Source organism: Pontibacter sp. GD7, assembly GCF_058216375.1.
Map to the genome: position 1 here is coordinate 333,401 of NZ_JBYZMP010000004.1, position 19,296 is coordinate 352,696.

General features: G+C 47.1%; 12 protein-coding genes. 6 read left to right on the forward strand and 6 right to left on the reverse strand.

The features are described from left to right. Positions 1-176: 176 nt before the first annotated feature. The 5 genes from AC4BAP_RS08845 (at position 177) to AC4BAP_RS08865 (ending at position 5,812) form a co-directional block, all read left to right on the forward strand. Positions 177-1,910, forward strand: coding sequence for a L,D-transpeptidase family protein (locus tag AC4BAP_RS08845; RefSeq protein ID WP_490582271.1), 1,734 nt, complete (start codon positions 177-179; stop codon positions 1,908-1,910). A 40-nt stretch (positions 1,911-1,950) separates the two neighbouring features. Continuing rightward, the gene (locus AC4BAP_RS08850) at positions 1,951-2,475 is read left to right on the forward strand and encodes a plastocyanin/azurin family copper-binding protein (RefSeq protein WP_490582272.1); all 525 of its coding nucleotides are present in this window, start codon (positions 1,951-1,953) and stop codon (positions 2,473-2,475) included. Positions 2,476-3,048: 573 nt separating this feature from the next. Continuing rightward, positions 3,049-3,477 carry a helix-turn-helix domain-containing protein gene (locus AC4BAP_RS08855; protein WP_490582273.1) on the forward strand — a complete coding sequence of 143 codons (429 nt, stop codon included), beginning with the start codon at positions 3,049-3,051 and terminating at the stop codon, positions 3,475-3,477. Between the two features lie 110 nt (positions 3,478-3,587). Next, entirely contained in the window at positions 3,588-4,940 is a 1,353-nt protein-coding gene (locus AC4BAP_RS08860) for a DUF2254 domain-containing protein (RefSeq protein ID WP_490582274.1), read from the forward strand. A 41-nt stretch (positions 4,941-4,981) separates the two neighbouring features. Further along, the gene (locus AC4BAP_RS08865) at positions 4,982-5,812 is read left to right on the forward strand and encodes an ion transporter (RefSeq protein WP_490582275.1); all 831 of its coding nucleotides are present in this window, start codon (positions 4,982-4,984) and stop codon (positions 5,810-5,812) included. A 5-nt stretch (positions 5,813-5,817) separates the two neighbouring features. On the opposite strand, the gene alr is transcribed toward AC4BAP_RS08865, so the two are convergent. The 5 genes from alr to AC4BAP_RS08890 all read right to left on the reverse strand — a co-directional run bounded on the left by alr (position 5,818) and on the right by AC4BAP_RS08890 (position 15,530). Continuing rightward, positions 5,818-6,969, reverse strand: a complete 1,152-nt coding sequence (gene alr / locus AC4BAP_RS08870; protein WP_490582276.1) for an alanine racemase — start codon at positions 6,967-6,969, stop codon at positions 5,818-5,820. A gap of 6 nt (positions 6,970-6,975) precedes the next feature. Continuing rightward, positions 6,976-8,133: an amidohydrolase gene (locus tag AC4BAP_RS08875; protein ID WP_490582277.1), complete on the reverse strand. Its 1,158-nt coding sequence runs from the start codon at positions 8,131-8,133 to the stop codon at positions 6,976-6,978. 185 nt (positions 8,134-8,318) lie between these two features. Continuing rightward, on the reverse strand, positions 8,319-12,587 hold the full coding sequence (locus AC4BAP_RS08880) for a PAS domain S-box protein (protein WP_490582278.1): 4,269 nt from the start codon (positions 12,585-12,587) through the stop codon (positions 8,319-8,321). A 215-nt stretch (positions 12,588-12,802) separates the two neighbouring features. After that, entirely contained in the window at positions 12,803-14,161 is a 1,359-nt protein-coding gene (locus AC4BAP_RS08885; protein ID WP_490582279.1) for a sigma-54-dependent transcriptional regulator, read from the reverse strand. A gap of 523 nt (positions 14,162-14,684) precedes the next feature. Continuing rightward, on the reverse strand, positions 14,685-15,530 hold the full coding sequence (locus AC4BAP_RS08890) for a DUF1206 domain-containing protein (RefSeq protein ID WP_490582280.1): 846 nt from the start codon (positions 15,528-15,530) through the stop codon (positions 14,685-14,687). A gap of 234 nt (positions 15,531-15,764) precedes the next feature. Here AC4BAP_RS08890 and AC4BAP_RS08895 point away from each other — a divergent pair, with 234 nt between their 5' ends. Beyond that, complete coding sequence (locus tag AC4BAP_RS08895; protein ID WP_490582281.1) at positions 15,765-16,349, forward strand: DUF4136 domain-containing protein; 585 nt, start codon at positions 15,765-15,767, stop codon at positions 16,347-16,349. Between the two features lie 486 nt (positions 16,350-16,835). Here AC4BAP_RS08895 and AC4BAP_RS08900 read toward each other — a convergent pair whose 3' ends face one another. Further along, the gene (locus AC4BAP_RS08900) at positions 16,836-18,830 is read right to left on the reverse strand and encodes a monovalent cation:proton antiporter family protein (protein ID WP_490582282.1); all 1,995 of its coding nucleotides are present in this window, start codon (positions 18,828-18,830) and stop codon (positions 16,836-16,838) included. Positions 18,831-19,296: the final 466 nt, after the last annotated feature.

Sequence of the window (19,296 nt, forward strand, 5' to 3'; positions counted from 1 at the left end):
CTTTTTGTACTGTTTAAGAGTACATATAGCTTGAAAGCTAATAGTATGTCAAATCTGACACGTTAATTGTATTAATCTAATATTTTTGATTGTAATATGATACTGCGAAACTGCCCTATTTGGGTAGTGCAGCTACTAATAACCAGAATAGAAATATGTGCCCTTATCAGATAAAAATGAATGTATTCGCCTTGATGCTGTTGTTCGGGGTGGCTGTGAGCACCGGCTGCAACAAGTCCGAAGGCGAAACGAAGGCGGCCGTGAGTGGCGTTGAGAGCGTTAAAAGGATCTTTGCCAAAGAAGAGTTACCTCAATCTAAAACAGATAGCCTTGAGATTATCAGCTATCTCAAAAAGAAACCCGCATTTAAAAAACACCAGGACCTGTTATTCCTGTTTTATGGAGACAGGAATTATGAATTGGCGTGGTTCCGGGACAATGAAATTGTGCCGGAGGCAGAGAAATTCCTGAATGTGATCAACGAGGCATCTAAGGAAGGGCTTCAGCCTAAAAATTACCTGCTGCTGGACTTCGACAGCCTATTTAACAAGTATAAAGGCATGGACGGGCAAGACTCTTCCCGCCTGGAACTGCAAAAGCAGATCGACCTGGGACTGACGGCCTCATACTTTAACTATGCCTCTGATTTTTACAGGGGCCGCATCAATCCGCAAAAGTCGGGGGCGGTAAACTGGAATGTCAAGAAAAACAAGATCAAGCTGCACAAGGCACTGCAAACCATCCTGAAAGAGCGTGAAAGTACCTACCCATACTATGAGTTTGAGGCGCTGCATAAAGGGTACGCAGACCTTCGCGAAGCATTGGCGAGGTACCGTGCGATTGAGGCCAAAGGTGGCTGGCCCAAAGTAGACCTGGGTAAGAAGAAAGTACTTGCCAAAGGCGATTCCTCAGCTGCGGTAATTGCCCTGCGCAAACGCCTGAACCCGGACAAGAAGTTTAATGAGGCCGACAAGAACATGCGGATCTACGATGAGACCCTGGAGCGACAGGTAAAGCAATTCCAGATGCTGCACGGCCTGAAAGAAGACGGTGTGGTAGGCGGCAATACGCTCAAACAACTGAATGTGCCTATCGAGGACCGCATCGATCAGATCATGATCAACATGGAGCGCTGGCGCTGGATACCCAAACGCATGGTGCCTAAAAACCTTGACCAGAAGTATGTATGGGTAAACATACCAGAGTATAAACTATACATCTATGAAGACCCCGACAATGACCCGGAAGCCGAGCGTGAGTACAAAGAGGTAATGAACATGCGGGTGATCGTAGGCAAGACCATGCACTCTACGCCTATTTTCAGTGATAAGCTGGAGTACGTTGTAATGGCGCCGTACTGGAACGTGCCGAACAGCATTGTTGAGAATGAAATAAAGCCTGCCATGCTTAAAAACCCGAACTACCTTGCCTCGCAGGATATGGAAGTGGTTACCAAAGAGCGTAACCCGAAGCAGGTCAGCCCTTATTCTATTGACTGGGCAAGTGTAACCCAGGAGAACTTCCCGTATATGGTAAGGCAGCGTCCCGGCCCAGAAAACTCGTTAGGAGCTGTAAAATTCCTGTTCCCGAACGAGTATAACGTATACCTGCACGATACGCCGGCAGACCAGTTGTTTAGCCAGAACCAGCGCGATTTCAGCCACGGCTGTGTGCGGTTAGAGAAACCAATCGAACTGGCCAAGTACATGCTGCGCGATATGCCTGAGTGGGATGAAAGCCGCATCAGGTCCACGATCAACGGTGGTGAAGAGAAGTGGGTAACGCTACCCAAGCGCGTGCAGGTGTACATAGTATACTTTACCAGCTGGGTGGATAAAGACGGCAACGTGCATTTCAGGGAGGACCTGTATGGGCACGATAAAAAATTGAAGCAGGCATACTTTGGCTGATCAGCTTGAGTTTCCGAGAACAATATGGTTAAGACCCGTTATGAAGCGTTTATGTTACTTACTGGTGATTCCAGCTGTGCTTTGGCTGCACGGGTGCGGCAGCACTGAACAGGATGACCTGCCCGAAACTGTAGCCACTTCTGACAGTGCGCCTGTTAAACAAGAGCCTGACACAACCCTTCAGCAGGTAACTAATTTAACCCTGAAAGCAGTCGGCAATAGTGCAGACCAGATGATGTATGATCAGGATACACTGGAAGTGAAAGCTAATGCTCTGGTTAAACTGGTGCTGATAAATGAAGGCACTGAACCCACCATGGTTCACAATGTGGTATTTACGCAGCCCGACAAGCATAAGATAGTTGCGCTTGAGGGTGCCAAAGCAGGGGCACCCGGCAACTACGTGCCCCAAAGCGATGCTGTGATCGCAGCATCTCCGCTGGCGTTGCCGGGGCAGCAGGTGGAGTTAGAGTTTACCGCACCAGGTGTTCCAGGGTCTTACGATTTTGTTTGCACCTACCCAACCCACTGGAAGCGAATGAATGGTGTATTCCTGGTAAAATAACTGCTCTGCCATGTACTTCCATACTTTACGCTTAGCTTAGGGCTTGTATGGCAAAAGTGCAAACCAACACATAGTCTGGATTCAATTTTGGGGTGGGGGTAAGGCTTCACCTCATTGGTACCGAACTCCATGATAAAGCAGATGCCTGGCTTATAGTTTAATGTTAGCTTTAGTTTAAGGGTGTAACTAACTATAAAGTAGCAATTTAGGGCGATGTGGATAACTCGTTTTATCCACATCGCCTTTTTTGTGCATGCGCCAAACTGTCAGGTATACTTTTAAGAGTAAAAATAGCCAATACCATGTAAATGTATTGATATGCAGGTACATACAAGCAGCAGGGAGTTGGTGAGTCAGGAATATGTTAGGGTTTACAAATGTATATACAATTGTAAATTGCTTGTTGTGAATCTGACTTCGCTTAATGTAAGTGCTTGCTAGTTAAGTATAAGTGATAAACTTGTAAAGTATAAGTTTAATGTGTGTTTTCAGGTGTGTCTATTCTTTGCTATACTTTAATTTTAGATTAATTACAATTGTATATACATTTGTAATGTATAAGATCATAGCCTAATGGTAGATAGGATTAAGGAATTGATGCAGGAGCAGGGGTTAACCTCCACTCAGTTTGCCGACAAAGTTGAAGTGCCAAGAGCTGTTATCAGTCACATTATCAGTGGCAGAAACAAACCCAGCCTGGAGGTTGCCACTAAAATTATAACTGCTTTCCCGGAGGTTAATTTAAACTGGCTGCTGCTGGGTGAGGGGGAAATGCTAAAACCTTTAGCCCCGGAAATAGCACCGCCACATGTATCTGATAAACAGCCTGAAACGCTTGTAAAGGACATTGAGCCTGAGGATGGTAATCCGGAGCATAACGATAAAATACAAAATAAGGAGTCTGCGGTTCCTACTAATACTGAATCTAAAAACGAGGAAAAGGAGATCGAGCAGATCGTGATCTTTTACACCGATAAATCTTTTACCGCTTACAAACCCTGATATTCTGTAGGTTATGCCAGCCTCCCAAGCTCCCCTCAATGCCCGATCATAACCTAGTGCTGTAAGTATAAGTACATAGCAGTAAATAAATGTGTGGCTAAACAAGGCAGATGAAAAAGATCTTCGGTAAGCTGAAATTTCTTTACGATTACATAATTAACAGCATCGGGTTTTATCCAACGGTTATTTCCCTTGCTTTCGCCCTGTTAGCTATTATCATGCTCTACCTTGAAGCTTTGGGTATGAGCAAGGTTATAAACAAAGCAGCCCCGATACTGATCATATCGGATGATAACACAGCCAGGCTAATACTTAGCTCCATTACAACAGGCATCATTTCCCTTACAGTTTTTAGCTTTACGATGGTGATGCTGGTTTTAAACCAGGCAAGTGCCAACTTTTCTCCACGCGTTATTCCGGGGCTTATTTCTTATAAGTCAAACCAACGGGTTATGGGTTTATATCTTGGCACGCTTATTTATACCCTGATCATCATGGTAAACGTGCATTCGGACTATTATGCCATCACATTACCCGGCTTCTCTATATTTCTGGCGATGTGCTTTACTATTATATGCCTTGCCTTTTTTGTCTATTTTATACATTCCATTTCAATTTCGATCCAGATAGAGAGTATCCTGGAGAGTATTTATACAGTTACCCGTAATAAGTTGGAAGATGAGATAGAGAATGACAAGAGCGGGCATATTAAGCTTGATGACTTTGGTAAAAACTGGTACCTGCTTAAGAGCCCAAAAACAGGGTACCTGCAGAGCGTGGAAAGAGAATCCCTTGCAAAACTCTGTAAAAAGTATGGTGTCGTGTTGTGCTTTATAAATCCGCTGGGCAGTTTTTTTATAAAAGGGATACCCTTTGCCAAAGTTAACAAAGAGTTGCAATTGCCAGATGAATTCTCTGAAGAGCTCTCTTCCAATCTGTATTTTTATAGAGAGGAGAGACCTGATATAAACTATCTGTTTGGTTTTAAGCACATAACTGAGAGTGCCGTAAGAGCACTTAGCCCTAGCCTGAACGATCCGGGTACGGCTATAAAGGCCATCGACTACCTGACAGACCTTTTTATCCTGCGGATGAAGCTCAGCGATGAGAGAACGGTAGTGGACGATGAAGGCACGCCCAGGGTATTGTTTCTGGAGGAAACATACGAGCAGGTGCTCAGCCTGTGCCTTAGCCCCATCAGGCTTTATAGTAAAGAGAACACTATTGTCGTGATGCGCCTGTTATTTCTTTTCAGGAGCCTTGTGCTAAAACTGGAAGATCACCCGCACCTTGGGCAGATACTTTACAAAGAGTTGATCTGGTTGATAGAGGATGCCGACAAGTCAATAGAGAACCGTGCTGACCGTGAGAGGATCAATGAGCATGTGAAGAGCCTGAATGATATGAAGCATCTATATAAAACCTTACCTTTACTTCAAATACATACGCACAGCAGCGGTTAAATAACAGGTGCGTATAAAGTCTGAGCTCTTAAATAATACTTATGGCTTCATCGCAAAATGTGAGTCTGCGGAAAAAGATATATACTATAATTTTTGAGGCAGAAACCCCGGCAGGAAAACTGTTTGATGTTGTGCTGCTTGTACTTATACTTTCAAGTGTAACGGTAGTAACGCTGGAAAGCGTGGTTGAGCTTAGAAGTAAATACCTGCAGCTTTTCATTAGCCTGGAGTGGATTTTTACCGGCCTTTTTACGATTGAGTACCTGCTCAGGATCTACAGCTCGCCGAAGCCCGGTAAGTATATGGTTTCATTCTTCGGTATCGTGGATCTCTTGTCCATTATACCTACATATCTCAGCCTGTTTGTATTGGGTTCACAGTATTTCCTGGTAATCAGGGTGCTCAGGCTGCTGAGGGTGGCACGTATCTTTAAGCTTACCCGCTTTATTAATGAAGGGGAAGTACTGTCCAAAGCGTTACGTGCAAGTGCTGCCAAAATACTCGTTTTCCTGGGTGTGGTGATCACCATCGTGATCATTGTGGGGTCTATGATGTATATTATTGAAGGCGCCAAAAGCGGGTTTACCAGCATCCCTAAAAGCATTTACTGGACCATTGTTACCCTAACTACTGTTGGCTACGGCGACATAGCGCCGCAATCGGCTTTGGGGCAGGTTCTGGCAAGCTGTATCATGATCATGGGATATGGCATTATTGCGGTGCCTACGGGTATTGTGTCTGTAGAGCTGGCCAAAACGGAAAAAACACCTTTAGAGCCAACCAGGGTATGCCCGAACTGCCACCAGGAGGGGCACCCGGAAAATGCCAACTATTGCTTTAACTGCGGCTACCACTTTCCGAGCTTCAAGTAAGTGTTTCAGGTAACGATGTGGCGGGGTATGTTCATCGGCAGGCGTGTAAGCAATTCGTAATTAAGCTGCGTGCTTAACTCTGCAAAAGAGGCTACACTTATACTTTGGTTGCCCTGCTTACCCAGCAGCACCACTTCATCATCGGGTTTTACATCCGGTATGTCCGTAACATCAACGGTGAGCACGTTCATGCCCACTATGCCTACTACGGCAGCCCTGCGGCCTTTTACCAGTACCTGTCCCTGGTTGCTCAGGCTGCGGCTGTAACCCCACGCATACCCTACAGGTACAATGGCCAGCGTCATGTCGCGGGGAGCCTTGTAGGAAGTACCATACCCTACAAAGCTGCCTTTGGATGCATGCTTCAGCGTCATGATGCGGCTTTTCCAGTTTATCAGTCGGTTAAGCGGGTCTTTTTTGGAGGGGTGCCTGCTTAGATAGTAAGAGTAGGTTTCGGGGCTGGGCCAAAAGCCATACTGCATAATACCGATGCGAACCATATTAAAGCGGCTTTCCGGGTAACTGATGGTGGCCGCCGACGATGCCGTGTGGAGTTGCTCTGGCCGCAGTCCGAGGGCGTTCAGCTCGTTTACCTGTTGCCTGAACTGCCGTAGCTGTTCCTGAACCCTTTCCCTGTTCTGCAAGCTCTCAGCACCAGCAAAATGGGTGCAGATGCCCTTCAGGTGTATGTAGGACCTATACTTCTGAAGTATGGACTTTGCCTTATCCAGGGAGTGCTTTTCTAAACCCGTCCGGTTCATGCCTGTTTCCAGCTCAAAGTGTACTATGGCCTGTTTGCCCAGTTTTTTCGCTGTTCTGGCAGCCTCTTCCAATCTTTCCGGGTCAAAGATAAAGAACTCGATCTCGTGTTGTATGGCCCATTCCATTTCATCTTTGTCCAGGTAGCCCATTATAAGTATAGTGGCTGGCTTTTCTAAAATGCCGAGCATGCGGTGCGCCTCATCCGCACTGAACACCGAAAAATGGTGCACGCCACATGCCTGTGCCATCGGCACAAACTGTTCTATGCCATGCCCGTACGCATTGCCCTTTATCACCGAAGATAGCGTTACACCCTGGCCGATCTCTTTGCGGAGGAAGTTGATGTTGTTTTGAAGGGATGATTTACTAAGTTCGATATAAGAGCTGTGAAACATAGAGTGTTATGGATTTAAAATGGCGGCGGCTATGGCATAGAACAAGGAGGCACCTGTAGGTATGAGCTCATCCGGAAAATCGTAATCAGCATGGTGCAGTTGTGCTTGTTTCAGGCCCGCACCCAGGCCAACCAAAGCCCCTTTATACTTTGCTGTAAAGTGACCGAAATCTTCTGACCATTTAAATGGGTGTACGGCTTCATACAGGTCAAGTTCCAGTTGTTGTGCGGCTTGCTTTACCAACCCAACCGCTTGCATGTTGTTTGCCGTTGCCGGAAATTCCTCCACGAAGCGAATCTTTAAACCGAGCTTATACTTGTCTGCTACTGCCTGTGCCGCATCAACGCAAAGGATCTTAAGCAGGTCCAGGTCGGCTTGCTGGTAGGAGCGGAGGGTGGCCATTACGGTGGCAAACCCGGGGTTGGTGCCAAAAGCGATCTCGCCTAACCGTGCATGGATCACGGTAAGCAAAGTAAGATCCTGGAAAAGGTCCTTCTGAAGTATAAGCTGATTGTATGCAAGTATAAGCTCTGCCATGGCCTGCCCGGGGTTAAGCCCATTTTCTGGTTCTGCGGCATGCGAGGCCTTCCCGTAAAACTCCACTATCATGCCCGTGGATGCGGCCGCAAACGAATGTTGCCGTATAACGACCTGGTGTGCAGGGTAGCCTGGTAAATTATGGAGCGCAAAAACATAGTCTGGACGGAGCATCGGCTCAAACCGTTCATCAGCCAGCACATCCAAAGCGCCCTGCCCGGTTTCCTCTGCCGGCTGAAACAAAAGTATAACCCGGCCTGTGCGGAGTCTTTGCTCGTGCAGAAGCGCGGCCAGACCGGCAAGTATAGCCATGTGCCCGTCGTGCCCGCACTTATGGCTGATACCGGCCCTGTCGGAAGCATACGGCATCTGATTCTCTTCCCGGATCGGAAGCGCGTCCAGTTCGGCCCTGAAGAGCACCGTCGGTCCATCAGGCAATTGGCCCGAAAAAACTGCGGCAACCCCTGTGCCCCCAAGCCTCGTGTAAATGTGGTCTGGCTGGAACTGCTCCAACAGCTTTGCGACGCGGGCTGCTGTTTCCTGCTCTTCACCGGATAGTTCCGGGTGCCGGTGCAATTCCTGCCTGAAGGCTACGATCTGGTCTATTTCCGGGAAAGGGTGTTGCATGCTGTTGTTTGCTTATATGCTGTAAATGGCAAAGTATAAATTGTAAGTATGTAACACCATTATTTATGCCCATACTTTAGGTGCTACGGAGTCAGGCATCAAAAGTATAGCCTTTTGGCACAGACACAAAAAAACGTCCTGCGGCGAAACTGCCACAGGACGCTTCCTGATTGGGTGCTGATGCTTTATACGTCTGCCTTCATCTGGGCCAGTACCTTTGCCATAACTTCCTGCAGGTAATCAATATTTTCTTCCAGCGATGTGTCTGGTGTGTCAGCCTTAGCCCCGGACTCGATCTGCCTGATCACTTCCTTTAATCTGGCAATGCGCAGCGTATCAATAGTTGACTTTAGCTTATGCGCTGCGGCGCTTACACCGGGCCAGTCGTGGTTTAGCTGCTTTGTTCTGATGTCCGTGATCGTTTCCGGCACCGTCTGCATAAACAGGTCTTTTGTTCGCTTGATAAAGGCCTCATTCCCTCTCGACATTTTGTGCAGGATGCTCAGGTCGTACAAGGGCTCTGCGGGTACATCTTCGGCAATCAAAGCCTGGGTTTCAGTTTCTGGTTCAGCAGCCTGCATTTTGTGCGGCAGCATGTTGGAGATCTTCAGGAACAGAGACTCTTCCTCGAATGGCTTTGAGATGTAGTCGTTCATGCCGCTGCTCAGGTACTTCTCGGCATCGCCCTTTAATGCATTTGCTGTGAGGGCGATGATCGGCACACTGGACTTTGCTTCATCCGGGAAAGAACGGATCAGTTCTGCTGCGTCTATTCCGCTTAGTTCTGGCATCTGTATGTCCATCAGAATGATGTCGTAAGTGTTTTCTGTTGCCATGCTTACTGCCTCCAAACCATTCTGCGCCACATCTACCTTAAAGTGCCAGTTCTCCATGATCGATTTCGCCAGAAAAACATTTACCTCATTATCTTCTGCCAACAGCACTTTAGTGCCTTTCATGCTCATGAAATCAATTATCTCTTTCTCTAAACGCATAGCGTCAGGATTTTTATACTTTGGGTAGGTCAGGATAAAACTGAACGTACTGCCGCTGTCTTCCTCGCTTTCTACCCAGATCTTGCCGTTCTGCATCTCTACCAGGTTCCGGCAGATATTCAGCCCCAGGCCGGTGCCGCCATACTTTCGCGTAGTGCTGGAGTAAGCCTGTGTAAAGCCCTCAAAGATATATTCCAGCTTTTCAGGTGCAATGCCAACTCCCGTGTCCTTAACAGAAAACGCAAGCGTAATGTCTTCATCTGATTCGTCTAAGACCTCGGTGCTTAAAGTAACACTTCCGGTGTCTGTGAACTTAATGGCGTTGTTCAGAAGGTTCAGCAATACCTGGTTCAGCCTGTACGGATCACCTAAAATGATCTGATCGGAGAGAGGGGCCGGTTTAAAATAGTAGAGCAGTTCTTTCTCTTCCGCCTTATAAATAAGGGTTTGGTATGCCGCTTTAATGGTATCGTTCAGGTTAAACGGAATCGCCTCCAGTTCCAGCTTGCCGGCCTCGATCTTGGCAATGTCAAGAATGTCGTTGATGATAACAAGCAGGTTGTCTGCCGATTTCTGGATGATCTTGATGTAGTTTTTCTGCACCGGGCTCAAAGAGCTCTTCTCCATTAAGCCTACCATACCCATTATTCCGTTCAGCGGTGTCCTGATCTCGTGGCTCATATTGGCCAGGAAGTTCTCTTTTACCCTGGCCGATTCCTCGGCAGCCTCCTTTGCCTTCTTAAGCTGCTGCTCTGTGTGCATCCTGTCGGTAATGTCCTGGGCAATACCGATGATAAAAGGCTCTGTATTGGGCTCTTCTACTTTATAGTTCTTATAAAACAGAAAGCGTTCTTCCTTTTCCTTGTCGAGCACCGTTAAAATGCCCTCTACCAGGTTGCGGTCCCGGAAGCTTTGCAGGTACTTTTGTAAGTTGGCCTTGTGGCGCTCCGGCAGGAATTCCTGCAGGTTGTGGCCCACCATGTCTTCGGCGGTATAGCCCAGCCTGTCGAGCATGTGGGGGTTAACCTCCTGCAAAACACCCTGCATGTTATGGGTACAGAAAAAGGCCGGGCTGTAGGTTATCAGATTGCGGTATTTCTTCTCACTTGCCTTCAGTGCCTCTTCCGATTTTTTACGCTCGGTTATGTCACGCACCGCCGACTGCACCTTTACTACCTCGCCGTTCTCGCCAAGTATAGGTTTTATGTTGGTCTCCACCCACTGCACTGACCCGTCTTTGCGTATAAGCCGGTGCTGTACAAGTATGTTTTTGTGCTCTAAAAGGTAATCCGCGTTGCCTTTCTGGTTCACCATCAGTATGTCGTCGGGGTGCAGTATTTCTACCGGCATGCGCCCGATCAACTCTTCAGGTTCATAACCAAGCAGCTCTTTACAGGCTTTAGACACGTAAATATACCTGCCATTGGGCTCGTGGAGGCTTATAAGGTCTTTGGAGTTCTCAGAGAGTAACCTGAAAAGCTCTTCGCTTTCTTCCAGGCGTTGCTGTGCCTGTCGCTGCTCTGTTATATTAGTGGAGATACCCAGCACATGCACCTCTCCGTTTGCCGATATCAGAGGCTTTTTAACTGTATTAAGCCATACTACCTCTCCGTTTTCCTTGGTGAATTTTTCGGTTACCCTAACTTCCTTCCCCTCATCTATCACCTGTTTGTCAACGAGGTTGTAAAATGCCGGCTCTTCCTTACAGGCGTAGAAAAGGTTTACATTAACACCGATTATTTCCTCAACCGGTTTCCCGAATAGGTTGGCGCATTCTGTATTGACAAATGAAAAATTGCCTTCGGCATCTTTCACGAAAATTATACTTGGGCTGGTGTCTACCACCTGCTTTATAAACTCGTTCTTGTCTTTTACCTCCTGGGCCGCTTTTCTTTCCTCGGTATTGTCCCGGATAATGGCAAGGGCTTCGTTTTCGCTGTACCTGATGATCCTGCTTTCATAATACCTGGTGCCGTCTGGGAAGGGGAGTTCATACTCTGTTTTTTCGCTCTGGCCGGTGTCAATAACCTTTTGTATCAGCACTAGCAGCTTGTTAGCCAGATCCTCGGGCAGCAGGTTTTTGATGTTGCTGCCTATTATCTGCTCTTTTGGTACAAACTGGCGTTCCTCGTCCACGTTTTTCATGTCAAGGTACACGCCCTCATAATTCACGATAAACATCAGGTCGGGCAGTACCGCCAGAATGGCCCTGTTTTTGGCTTCACTTGCCTCAATCCTTTCCTGCGCTTTTCTCAGATCGGTAATTTCAAGGCCATGGCCAATCACCAGCTCTACACCGTTGTCGTCGTTCAGTACAGGGTTTAGCCTGCGCAGAAAGTACAGTTCGTTGCCGTCTTTGCCAAGTATGGTTTCCTCAAACTCAACCAGTGATTTTTCTTCCATTACCTTGTGCAGGTGCTGCTCACGTACCTGCATGCGCTCATACGGGATGCCCCGATAATGACTGTAGTCCTTATTGGTTTTGCCAACAAGCCATTTGCGCAATGCCGGGTCCTTTACAGCAGCCGGGTTCAGGAAAATATACTGCAGGCTATTGTTGTAAACGGCTATGTCTGAAGGAATATGGTTGAGTATGGATTCGTAGAAGTTCTTCTGGGCAAGTAGCATTTCGCCTTTTTTGCGCAGTTCCGTTATATCCTGGGCCGAGCCGATGATCTGCTTTACCTGCCCACGGTCGTTTCTCAGGAAAACACTCTCGCGGCAAAATAGCGTCTTAACTGATCCGTCCTTGCATATTACATTGTATTCCACTTCCAGTACCTGCCCATCGGCCGCCTGGCGCATGTGGTACACATGTCGATATAGTTTAAGGGTATCAGCAGGCAGCACCAGCGTCCGGAGCATTTTGCCTGTGATGTTGGCCAGCTCTGTGTCGGTGTAGCCCAAAACAGTTTTGATGTGCTCGTTTAGATAAGTGTTCTTATGCTCCTCTAGATCATACACATAAATAATGTTGGGGATGGTATGAGCTATATTCCTGACAAAATTCTGGCTCTGCTGCAGGGCAGTCTCGATCTTATGCTGGCTGGTCAGGTCAACCATGCTTACATAAAAGGCATTTGGTGCCGGGGCCGCCGCAAACGACAAAGTATAAAACCTGCCTGAGATATGTGCCTGACCTGGCGCGTCGTGGCTGGCATTCAGTTTAGCGTAATGCTTGTTCAGCAGCTTTGTGAAGGCAGGAATGCGATCGGTTGTCAGCTTATCAAGCAGTTGTTGGGCGGCAAAGTTTAATGCTTCGGGGGCTCCGGCTGCAGGCACACAAAACAGTAAAGAGGCAGTGCTTGGTGATTTTGGGTCCGGAGCATCCTGGTTCAGCTGCAGGGTGGCCATCAGTAAGTTGGCCTGCGATTCGGCCAGTCGTTCAGATGCCAGTCGTGCTGCTTTCTCAGCTTCCAGCTGCGCTCTCAATGCTTTTACTTCGTCGAAGTGCTCCATTTAAAAAAAACGTTTGCCCATGGTATTACAAGATAAGCCTTTATGAAAGCAAAAAATTCCTTTTTATGGTAATTATACCAAATTATTGGTATACGAAAGTATAAAATTGCTTAAGTATAATTTTTAGCAGATGCTAAATCCTCTGAGGGATTTGGTTGGGGAAGAGAAACAAAAAATAAACCCCGTTAAGGGGCTTATGAGGTAGGGATTTAGTTTTAGCGTAACTCCAGTTCCTTGTTCTGTATCATCCTGTAAATTGTGGATTTTCCGATACCCAGCTTGTCGGCCACGTACAGCACGTTGTAATCATACTTTTCAAGGAAGCGTTGTATGATCTCGGTCGTGTATTCTTTTAGAGTGCGTTCGGTTGCCAGAAAATCCTTCTCAGTGTTGCCTGCCGTCAGGTTAATGTCGTGTTCCTGTATCTGCTCTTCATCCGAGAGCACCACTGCCAGTTCCACGATGGCCTTCAGTTCACGCACGTTACCCGGGAAAGAGTAGGAGAGCAGCTTCTTCTGTGCTTTCTCAGATAAGCTCTTTTTGCCCATACTGTTCTCTTTCGCAAAGGCATCTATAAAGTACTTGGCCAGCACCAGTATATCGCTGCCTCTGTCGCGGAGCGGCGGTAAAAGTATAGGCAGGCCTAACAGCCTGTAGTACAAGTCTTCCCGGAAATTGCCTTTTTTAACTTCTTCAGCTAGGTTTTTATGCGTTGCCACAATAATCCGCACATCCACGGGTACAATAGAGTTGCCGCCAACCCGGGTAATTTCCTTCTCCTGCAGCACGCGCAATAGCTTGGCCTGAAGGCTAAAGTCCAGCTCGCCGATCTCGTCCAGGAATATGGTGCCTTTGTTGGCCTCTTCAAATTTGCCCAGACGTCTTGCCACAGCTCCGGTAAAGGCGCCTTTCTCATGTCCGAACAGTTCGCTTTCTACAAGCTCTTTAGGAATAGCGGCTACGTTTACAGCCACATAAGGCGCTTTTTTGCGATTGCTGTTATAATGTATGGCCTTCGCCACAAGCTCTTTACCCGTACCCGTCTCACCGTTGATTGAAACGGTGATGTTGGTTTTAGACGCTTTGTCCATCATGGCAAACACCCTTTTAATGGGCTCGCTGTTGCCTATGATAACCTTGCTGAAATCATACTTCTGGCCTATTTCCTCGCGCAGTTGACTAATTTCCTCACGCAGGGAAACGTTCTCACGGATCTTGGTAATAGTGTTCCAAAGACGTTCCGGTGTTTCCTCGTCCTTAACAATATAATCGTAAGCCCCTTTTTTCAGCAGGTCTACAGCAGTGGCCACATCCTCCTGTCCTGAGATGATAATAACCTGGGTGTCAGGTGCTTGTTCCTTGATGTTCTTTAAAACCTCATCCCCGTTCTTGTCTGGCAGGGAGTAATCCAGGGTGATCACATTGGGGCGTTCATACAGGTTGGCCAGGCAGTCTTTGGCAGCGTGAAACTTCCTGATCTCGTAGTCAGGGTTCAGGGAGAGGTGATACTCCAGTAGTTCACTATACCACACATCATCGTCCAGAATAAAGATTTTAAATGGCGTGTTTTTCATTTAAAAATTAGATGCGTTGCGTTTGTTTCACCCAAAGTTAACATTTAATGCAATTGAGAGATTCTATTTTGGCATATTTAAATTTTATGTTTTTGCAGGATGATATATTGTTCTTGTGGTTAGAGAGTTAAGCCGTTTGCATTGCCGCAAAGTATGGATGCAACCGTATCGTGTTCGCTGCCATAAAAAAATGCCAGGCAATGACTTTTACAAAAGCTTACCTGGCAGTTAAGTATCTTTAACTCAAGTTGCGATTAACACACCCCTGAGAGCTAGCGTAGCTCTCAGGGGTAGGTTTACACCCAATGCCGTCAATTTAAGGATTTAGTGAAGCTGATTCGGACATCCTTGTCCGGATCTCATTCTACTGCGGACATCCTTGTCCGCGTTGCGGAATACGGGGACAAGGATGTCCCCTGGCAGTTTTACTTCCGGACAAAGAAGTCCGAAAGAGCATTTTCCTTAAGTTGACGGCATTGGGTTTACACCTGCCTGGTTTATCATGAAGCGCAACTTGAGATATTTAATAGTTGGTTGTTATGGGCTGATACTTGGCTCTCATGAACATGTAAATTCCATAAAATATCAGCCCGATGGCGACTGCACCCAGCATGTACGAGCCGTATGAGGAGCTTTCCAGGAAGCGGAACGCATCAGCGCTTCCGCCGGCCTCCTGCGGGTCGGACTGCAGGGCCGCACGCAGGAACATGTAGCCGATCAGGATCCAGACAACACCACGCGCCACGTAGCCGATCTTACCCATGCGTATCATTTTCTCTTCCACCTCATGTTTCAGGCCGGCCCCTTGTACATGCTTTTTATACTTATCCGACAGGCCATAGTAGATCTGATAAATACCAGTACCAATTACGGCAAGGGCAACAATGCCCAGTAACCATTGGCCAAAGGGCTGTTGTAAGAGTTGGCTGGCAATGGTTTCCCTTGTATCGCCGCCACCGGAGCTGCTGCCACTGCTGTTGCCGAGCACCATATTTGCGGCCAGGTACGTAAGGCCACCATATACAAATCCACTGAAAATGTAGCGTGCCCGTACTGCTATGCCCTTGGCATCGTTGCCTTTGTTTTCGGTATCTTTTATACCCTGAATAAAACGCCAGATAGTATAACAGGCAAGGCCAAGGGCCACAATGGCCAGCAGCCACTTGCCAAACGGCTGGTTTTCGATAAACTGGAATACACCTTGCTTGCCTGCGCTTTGCGATGATTGTCTTCCTAGCTCGAAAGCAGCCATAAAGGCTAATATGCCCACCAGGCAATATACTACCCCTTTGGCCGATAAGCCAACCCGGGCAAAGTTCTCAACCCACTTTGGCGGTGGGGCCGGTACATGTGCAGATATGTCTCTCATATATTCAATACTTAGATTATCTATTATTTCTCACATACACGTAATAATGCACACAGAGTTGTTATTTCCTGCTTTTTTCAGTGCCTGGCATCTTTGTTCTGTTATATCGAGTATGTTTAGGGGCATTACTACTATAGGATATATGGCGTTAAAACCGGCTGCAGCTTTTATGCTACAGGAATTGATTTTACATTTGCCCATTACCGTTTAGCTTTTAATGACAAAACCATAACTATGAATACCTGCCATTTCAAAAACCTCCTGCTGTTTTCGCTTTTTATACTTTTGTTGCCTGCCTGTGTAGTTACCTCAGGTATAAAAAATACCTCTTCCATCACGGCACCGGGGGCCAACACTAAACTGTACCGTACTTATAGCTGGTATCAGCCCATACCTCCGGCGGCGGCATCTTTCGATAAGGGCTATAAACCCGTATTGCATGAGCAGATCACCAAGGCCATTGAAGCGCAGTTACAGAAAAAGGGCTACAGAAAGGTAGATGAGAATGCCGATGTGCTTTTGGCTTACGATGTTAGTGTGTCGGTGCCGGTAGAAAAAGACAATCCGGATAATTTTGCGCCTGGCTTTGGCTATAGCTATGGATACATGAACGGGTACCGCTATAACTACGGCAACGCCGGTATGCCAGGCTACAGAGCCGTGGATCTGTTCAAGTCCGGGACGCTTATCATCGACATGGTAAACCCAAAAACAAACCAATTAGTGTGGCGTGGCTGGACAGAAGGTGCCTTCGATGACTTTACGCCTGGCTCCGGTAAAGTAGAGCAGGAGGTAAGCGAGATACTCAACAAGCTATAAAACTTTTTAAAGCTTAGCTTTTAAGCACTCTTATTCATCCTTGAAGCTGTTTAGGGTTTTGGCTAAAGGAAATCGAACCCGCCATAGTTGGTGTTTTTCACCAACAATTTAAGTCTCTGGTTATTATACTTGCTGGTGAGAACACGCAGTAAGGGCAGGCAGTATGGATTTTAATAATCTCTAAACAGGCTCCTTGGGTAATCTTATATAGTGAAAGTAATGCACCTTTGCTTGTACATTACTATTCTGGATAAGCCTTGATGCAGAATAACTGCCCCATTTTTTAGCGTATGGGAAATTCATTATTGATGAATTCGGCTTGCCCTTGCTCGCCTCTGGCGAGTGTGCAATACATATTGGCCACTGGCCATTTTACGCTACTGTTCAGGCTTTATTGGCGGGACGTCACAAGAAAACGCACACTCGCCAGAGGCGAGCGAGGGCGTAAGATTTTATAATAACAAATCGTGAAACAGTCTTGGCGTTTTAATCTGCCTTCAGGTAGTTGTTAAAGCGCATCACATCATCGGGTTTGCCTACAACATACACAATGTCGCCGGTCTTAAGGCTGGTGGTGGCATTTACGTCCAGTATCGTTTTGTTTTCGCGCTTAATGGCTACAATAGTGATACTAAAGTTGTTGCGTATGTTTGCCTCCAGTAAAGGTTTATCAACTATTTCCGGATCGTTGGTATATACCCGCAGACTGGCCACCTCAATGTCCTGCAGGTCAAGTTCCAGGCTGGTCATGGCGGTAGTACGACCAGTCAGGCTACGCAGCATCTCGTAATTGTCCGCCCTGATCATATGTGTGAATGCTTCTATCTGGTCGCGGGGAAGCAGGTATTTGGAAAGGACGCGGGTAAAGATCTCAATGGAAGTTTCAAACTCTTCAGGTATAACCTCGTCTGCCCCGATACGGTAATTTTCCTCCATTTCCTGCACAAAGCGGGTTCTTACGATAATGTGCACTTTGTCGCTGATGAGGCGAATGCTGGATATGATGCGCTTAGTTGCTTCCGGGTCCGAGATGGCGATCACGACCACACGTGCCTTATGGATGTTTACATGCGAAAGTATGATGTTGTGCACGGCATCGCCGTAAATGATCGGCTCACCCTGGTGTCGTTCGTGGCGCACGGTAACCGCATTTAACTCTATGATGACATAAGGGATATTGGCGTGTTTCGCCGCCTTTGCTACATTACGTCCGTTGATCCCAAAGCCTATGATAACGATGTGGTCGTTCAGGTCGGGGAGATCGTGGTGCTCATTGGGCTCCTGGTGTTCGAAAGGTATAGGCTCTTGTGTGTTACCTAAAAGTGAGCTGATGGATGCGCTGATTCGTTGGTATGATCCGATTATAAACGGTGAGACAGCCATCGTGAGCAGCGAAACCGAAAGAAAATACTGGTAGGTTTCCTGCGACAGTACCCCGTTGGTGATGCCCGTATTGGAAAGTATAAAGGCAAACTCACCTACCTGAAACAAGGACAGACCTACGAGTATGGATATCCTGCTGGGGTACTGCAGCATGCGGGCGGCCACGGTTGCCACAAAAGCCTTAAGTATAAACGTGGCAATGGTAAAGCCAAGTACAACCAGTAAGTGCTGCACCATAAAGGCAAAGTCCAGGAGCATGCCAATGGAAACAAAGAAAAAGCTCGTGAATATCTCCCTGAAAGGTAGTATGTTGCCCGTAGCCTGGTGGCTGTACTCTGACTCTGAGATGATCAGGCCCGCCATAAAAGCCCCCAGCGCAAGCGAAAGTCCCAGGCTGGAAGTAAGCCATGCAACGGCAAAGCAGATAACCACGATGCTAAGTATAAAAAGCTCCTTGCTTTTGGTGCGTGCAACCAGGTAAAGCAGCTTAGGCACCAAATACCGCGCACTTACCAGTACAAATATGATCACCAGAATGCCCTTCAATACCATTAGGGTTAACTCCCAGGCTATGTTTTGCGTGCCTCCAGCCATCAGGGGGGTAAGCAGCATCATAGGAACTACAATAATGTCCTGGAAGATCAGAATGCCGAGCACCACTCTGCCCTGCGGACTGTTGATCTCACCTTTGTCCTGGAGTAGCTTCAGTACGATGGCTGTACTGCTCAGGGAGATCAGGAAACCCATGAAGATCGCCTCACCGGTACTGAATTTAAGGAGCAGCATGATACCCGCCACCAAAACAATAGTAGCCAGTACCTGCGTGGTGCCACCTACCAGCACGGTGCGCTTGATCATGGCCAGGTTGCGCAGCGAAAACTCCATACCGATGATAAAGAGCAAAAGTATAACGCCTATCTCGGCCAGTATCTCTATTTCATGTGTTTCGTGAATCAGGCTTAAACCATGCGGACCAGCAATTACCCCGGTAGCCAGAAAACCCAGAATGGTAGGTAGCTTCAGCCTTTGGAAGAAAAGGATCACGATCACCGAGAGGCCAAGTATAATGACTACATCCGAGAGTAATGGTATCTCCATGGGTTAAATGCTGGTTGCTATTTGTTGACTGTTTACTTTAGTATTCGTAAAGTGTTTGTTCCGGAGCTGATTCTTCTTTGGGCAATGACCTAAGCTTTTGAAGGAATAAACTCAGCACTAAATTAGAGTTTTTATACTACACTCTATACTTAATATAATGAGATAAGCACATTGTTTGCTTATGTTACTGTTGCTGAGAAAATGTAAATAATTGATCGAACACTACTGCGATGCGTTTATAATTCCCCTCTTGAGAGGGGTAGGGGTGTGTTAATCATTTGCTGTACAAATGCAGAGAGGCTATGTTCTAATGAAATTTTCCACTTGAGGGAGGGGCATTTCATTCTAATTAAACTCTATACTTATGGCGCGAGTCTATGAGCCCGAAACAAGTCTGGGATCTGAGACTCTTGATCAGTTCTAGCTGGGCCTCCCCGTGACCGCGCCCGGGGCAGGCTGGCCCAAT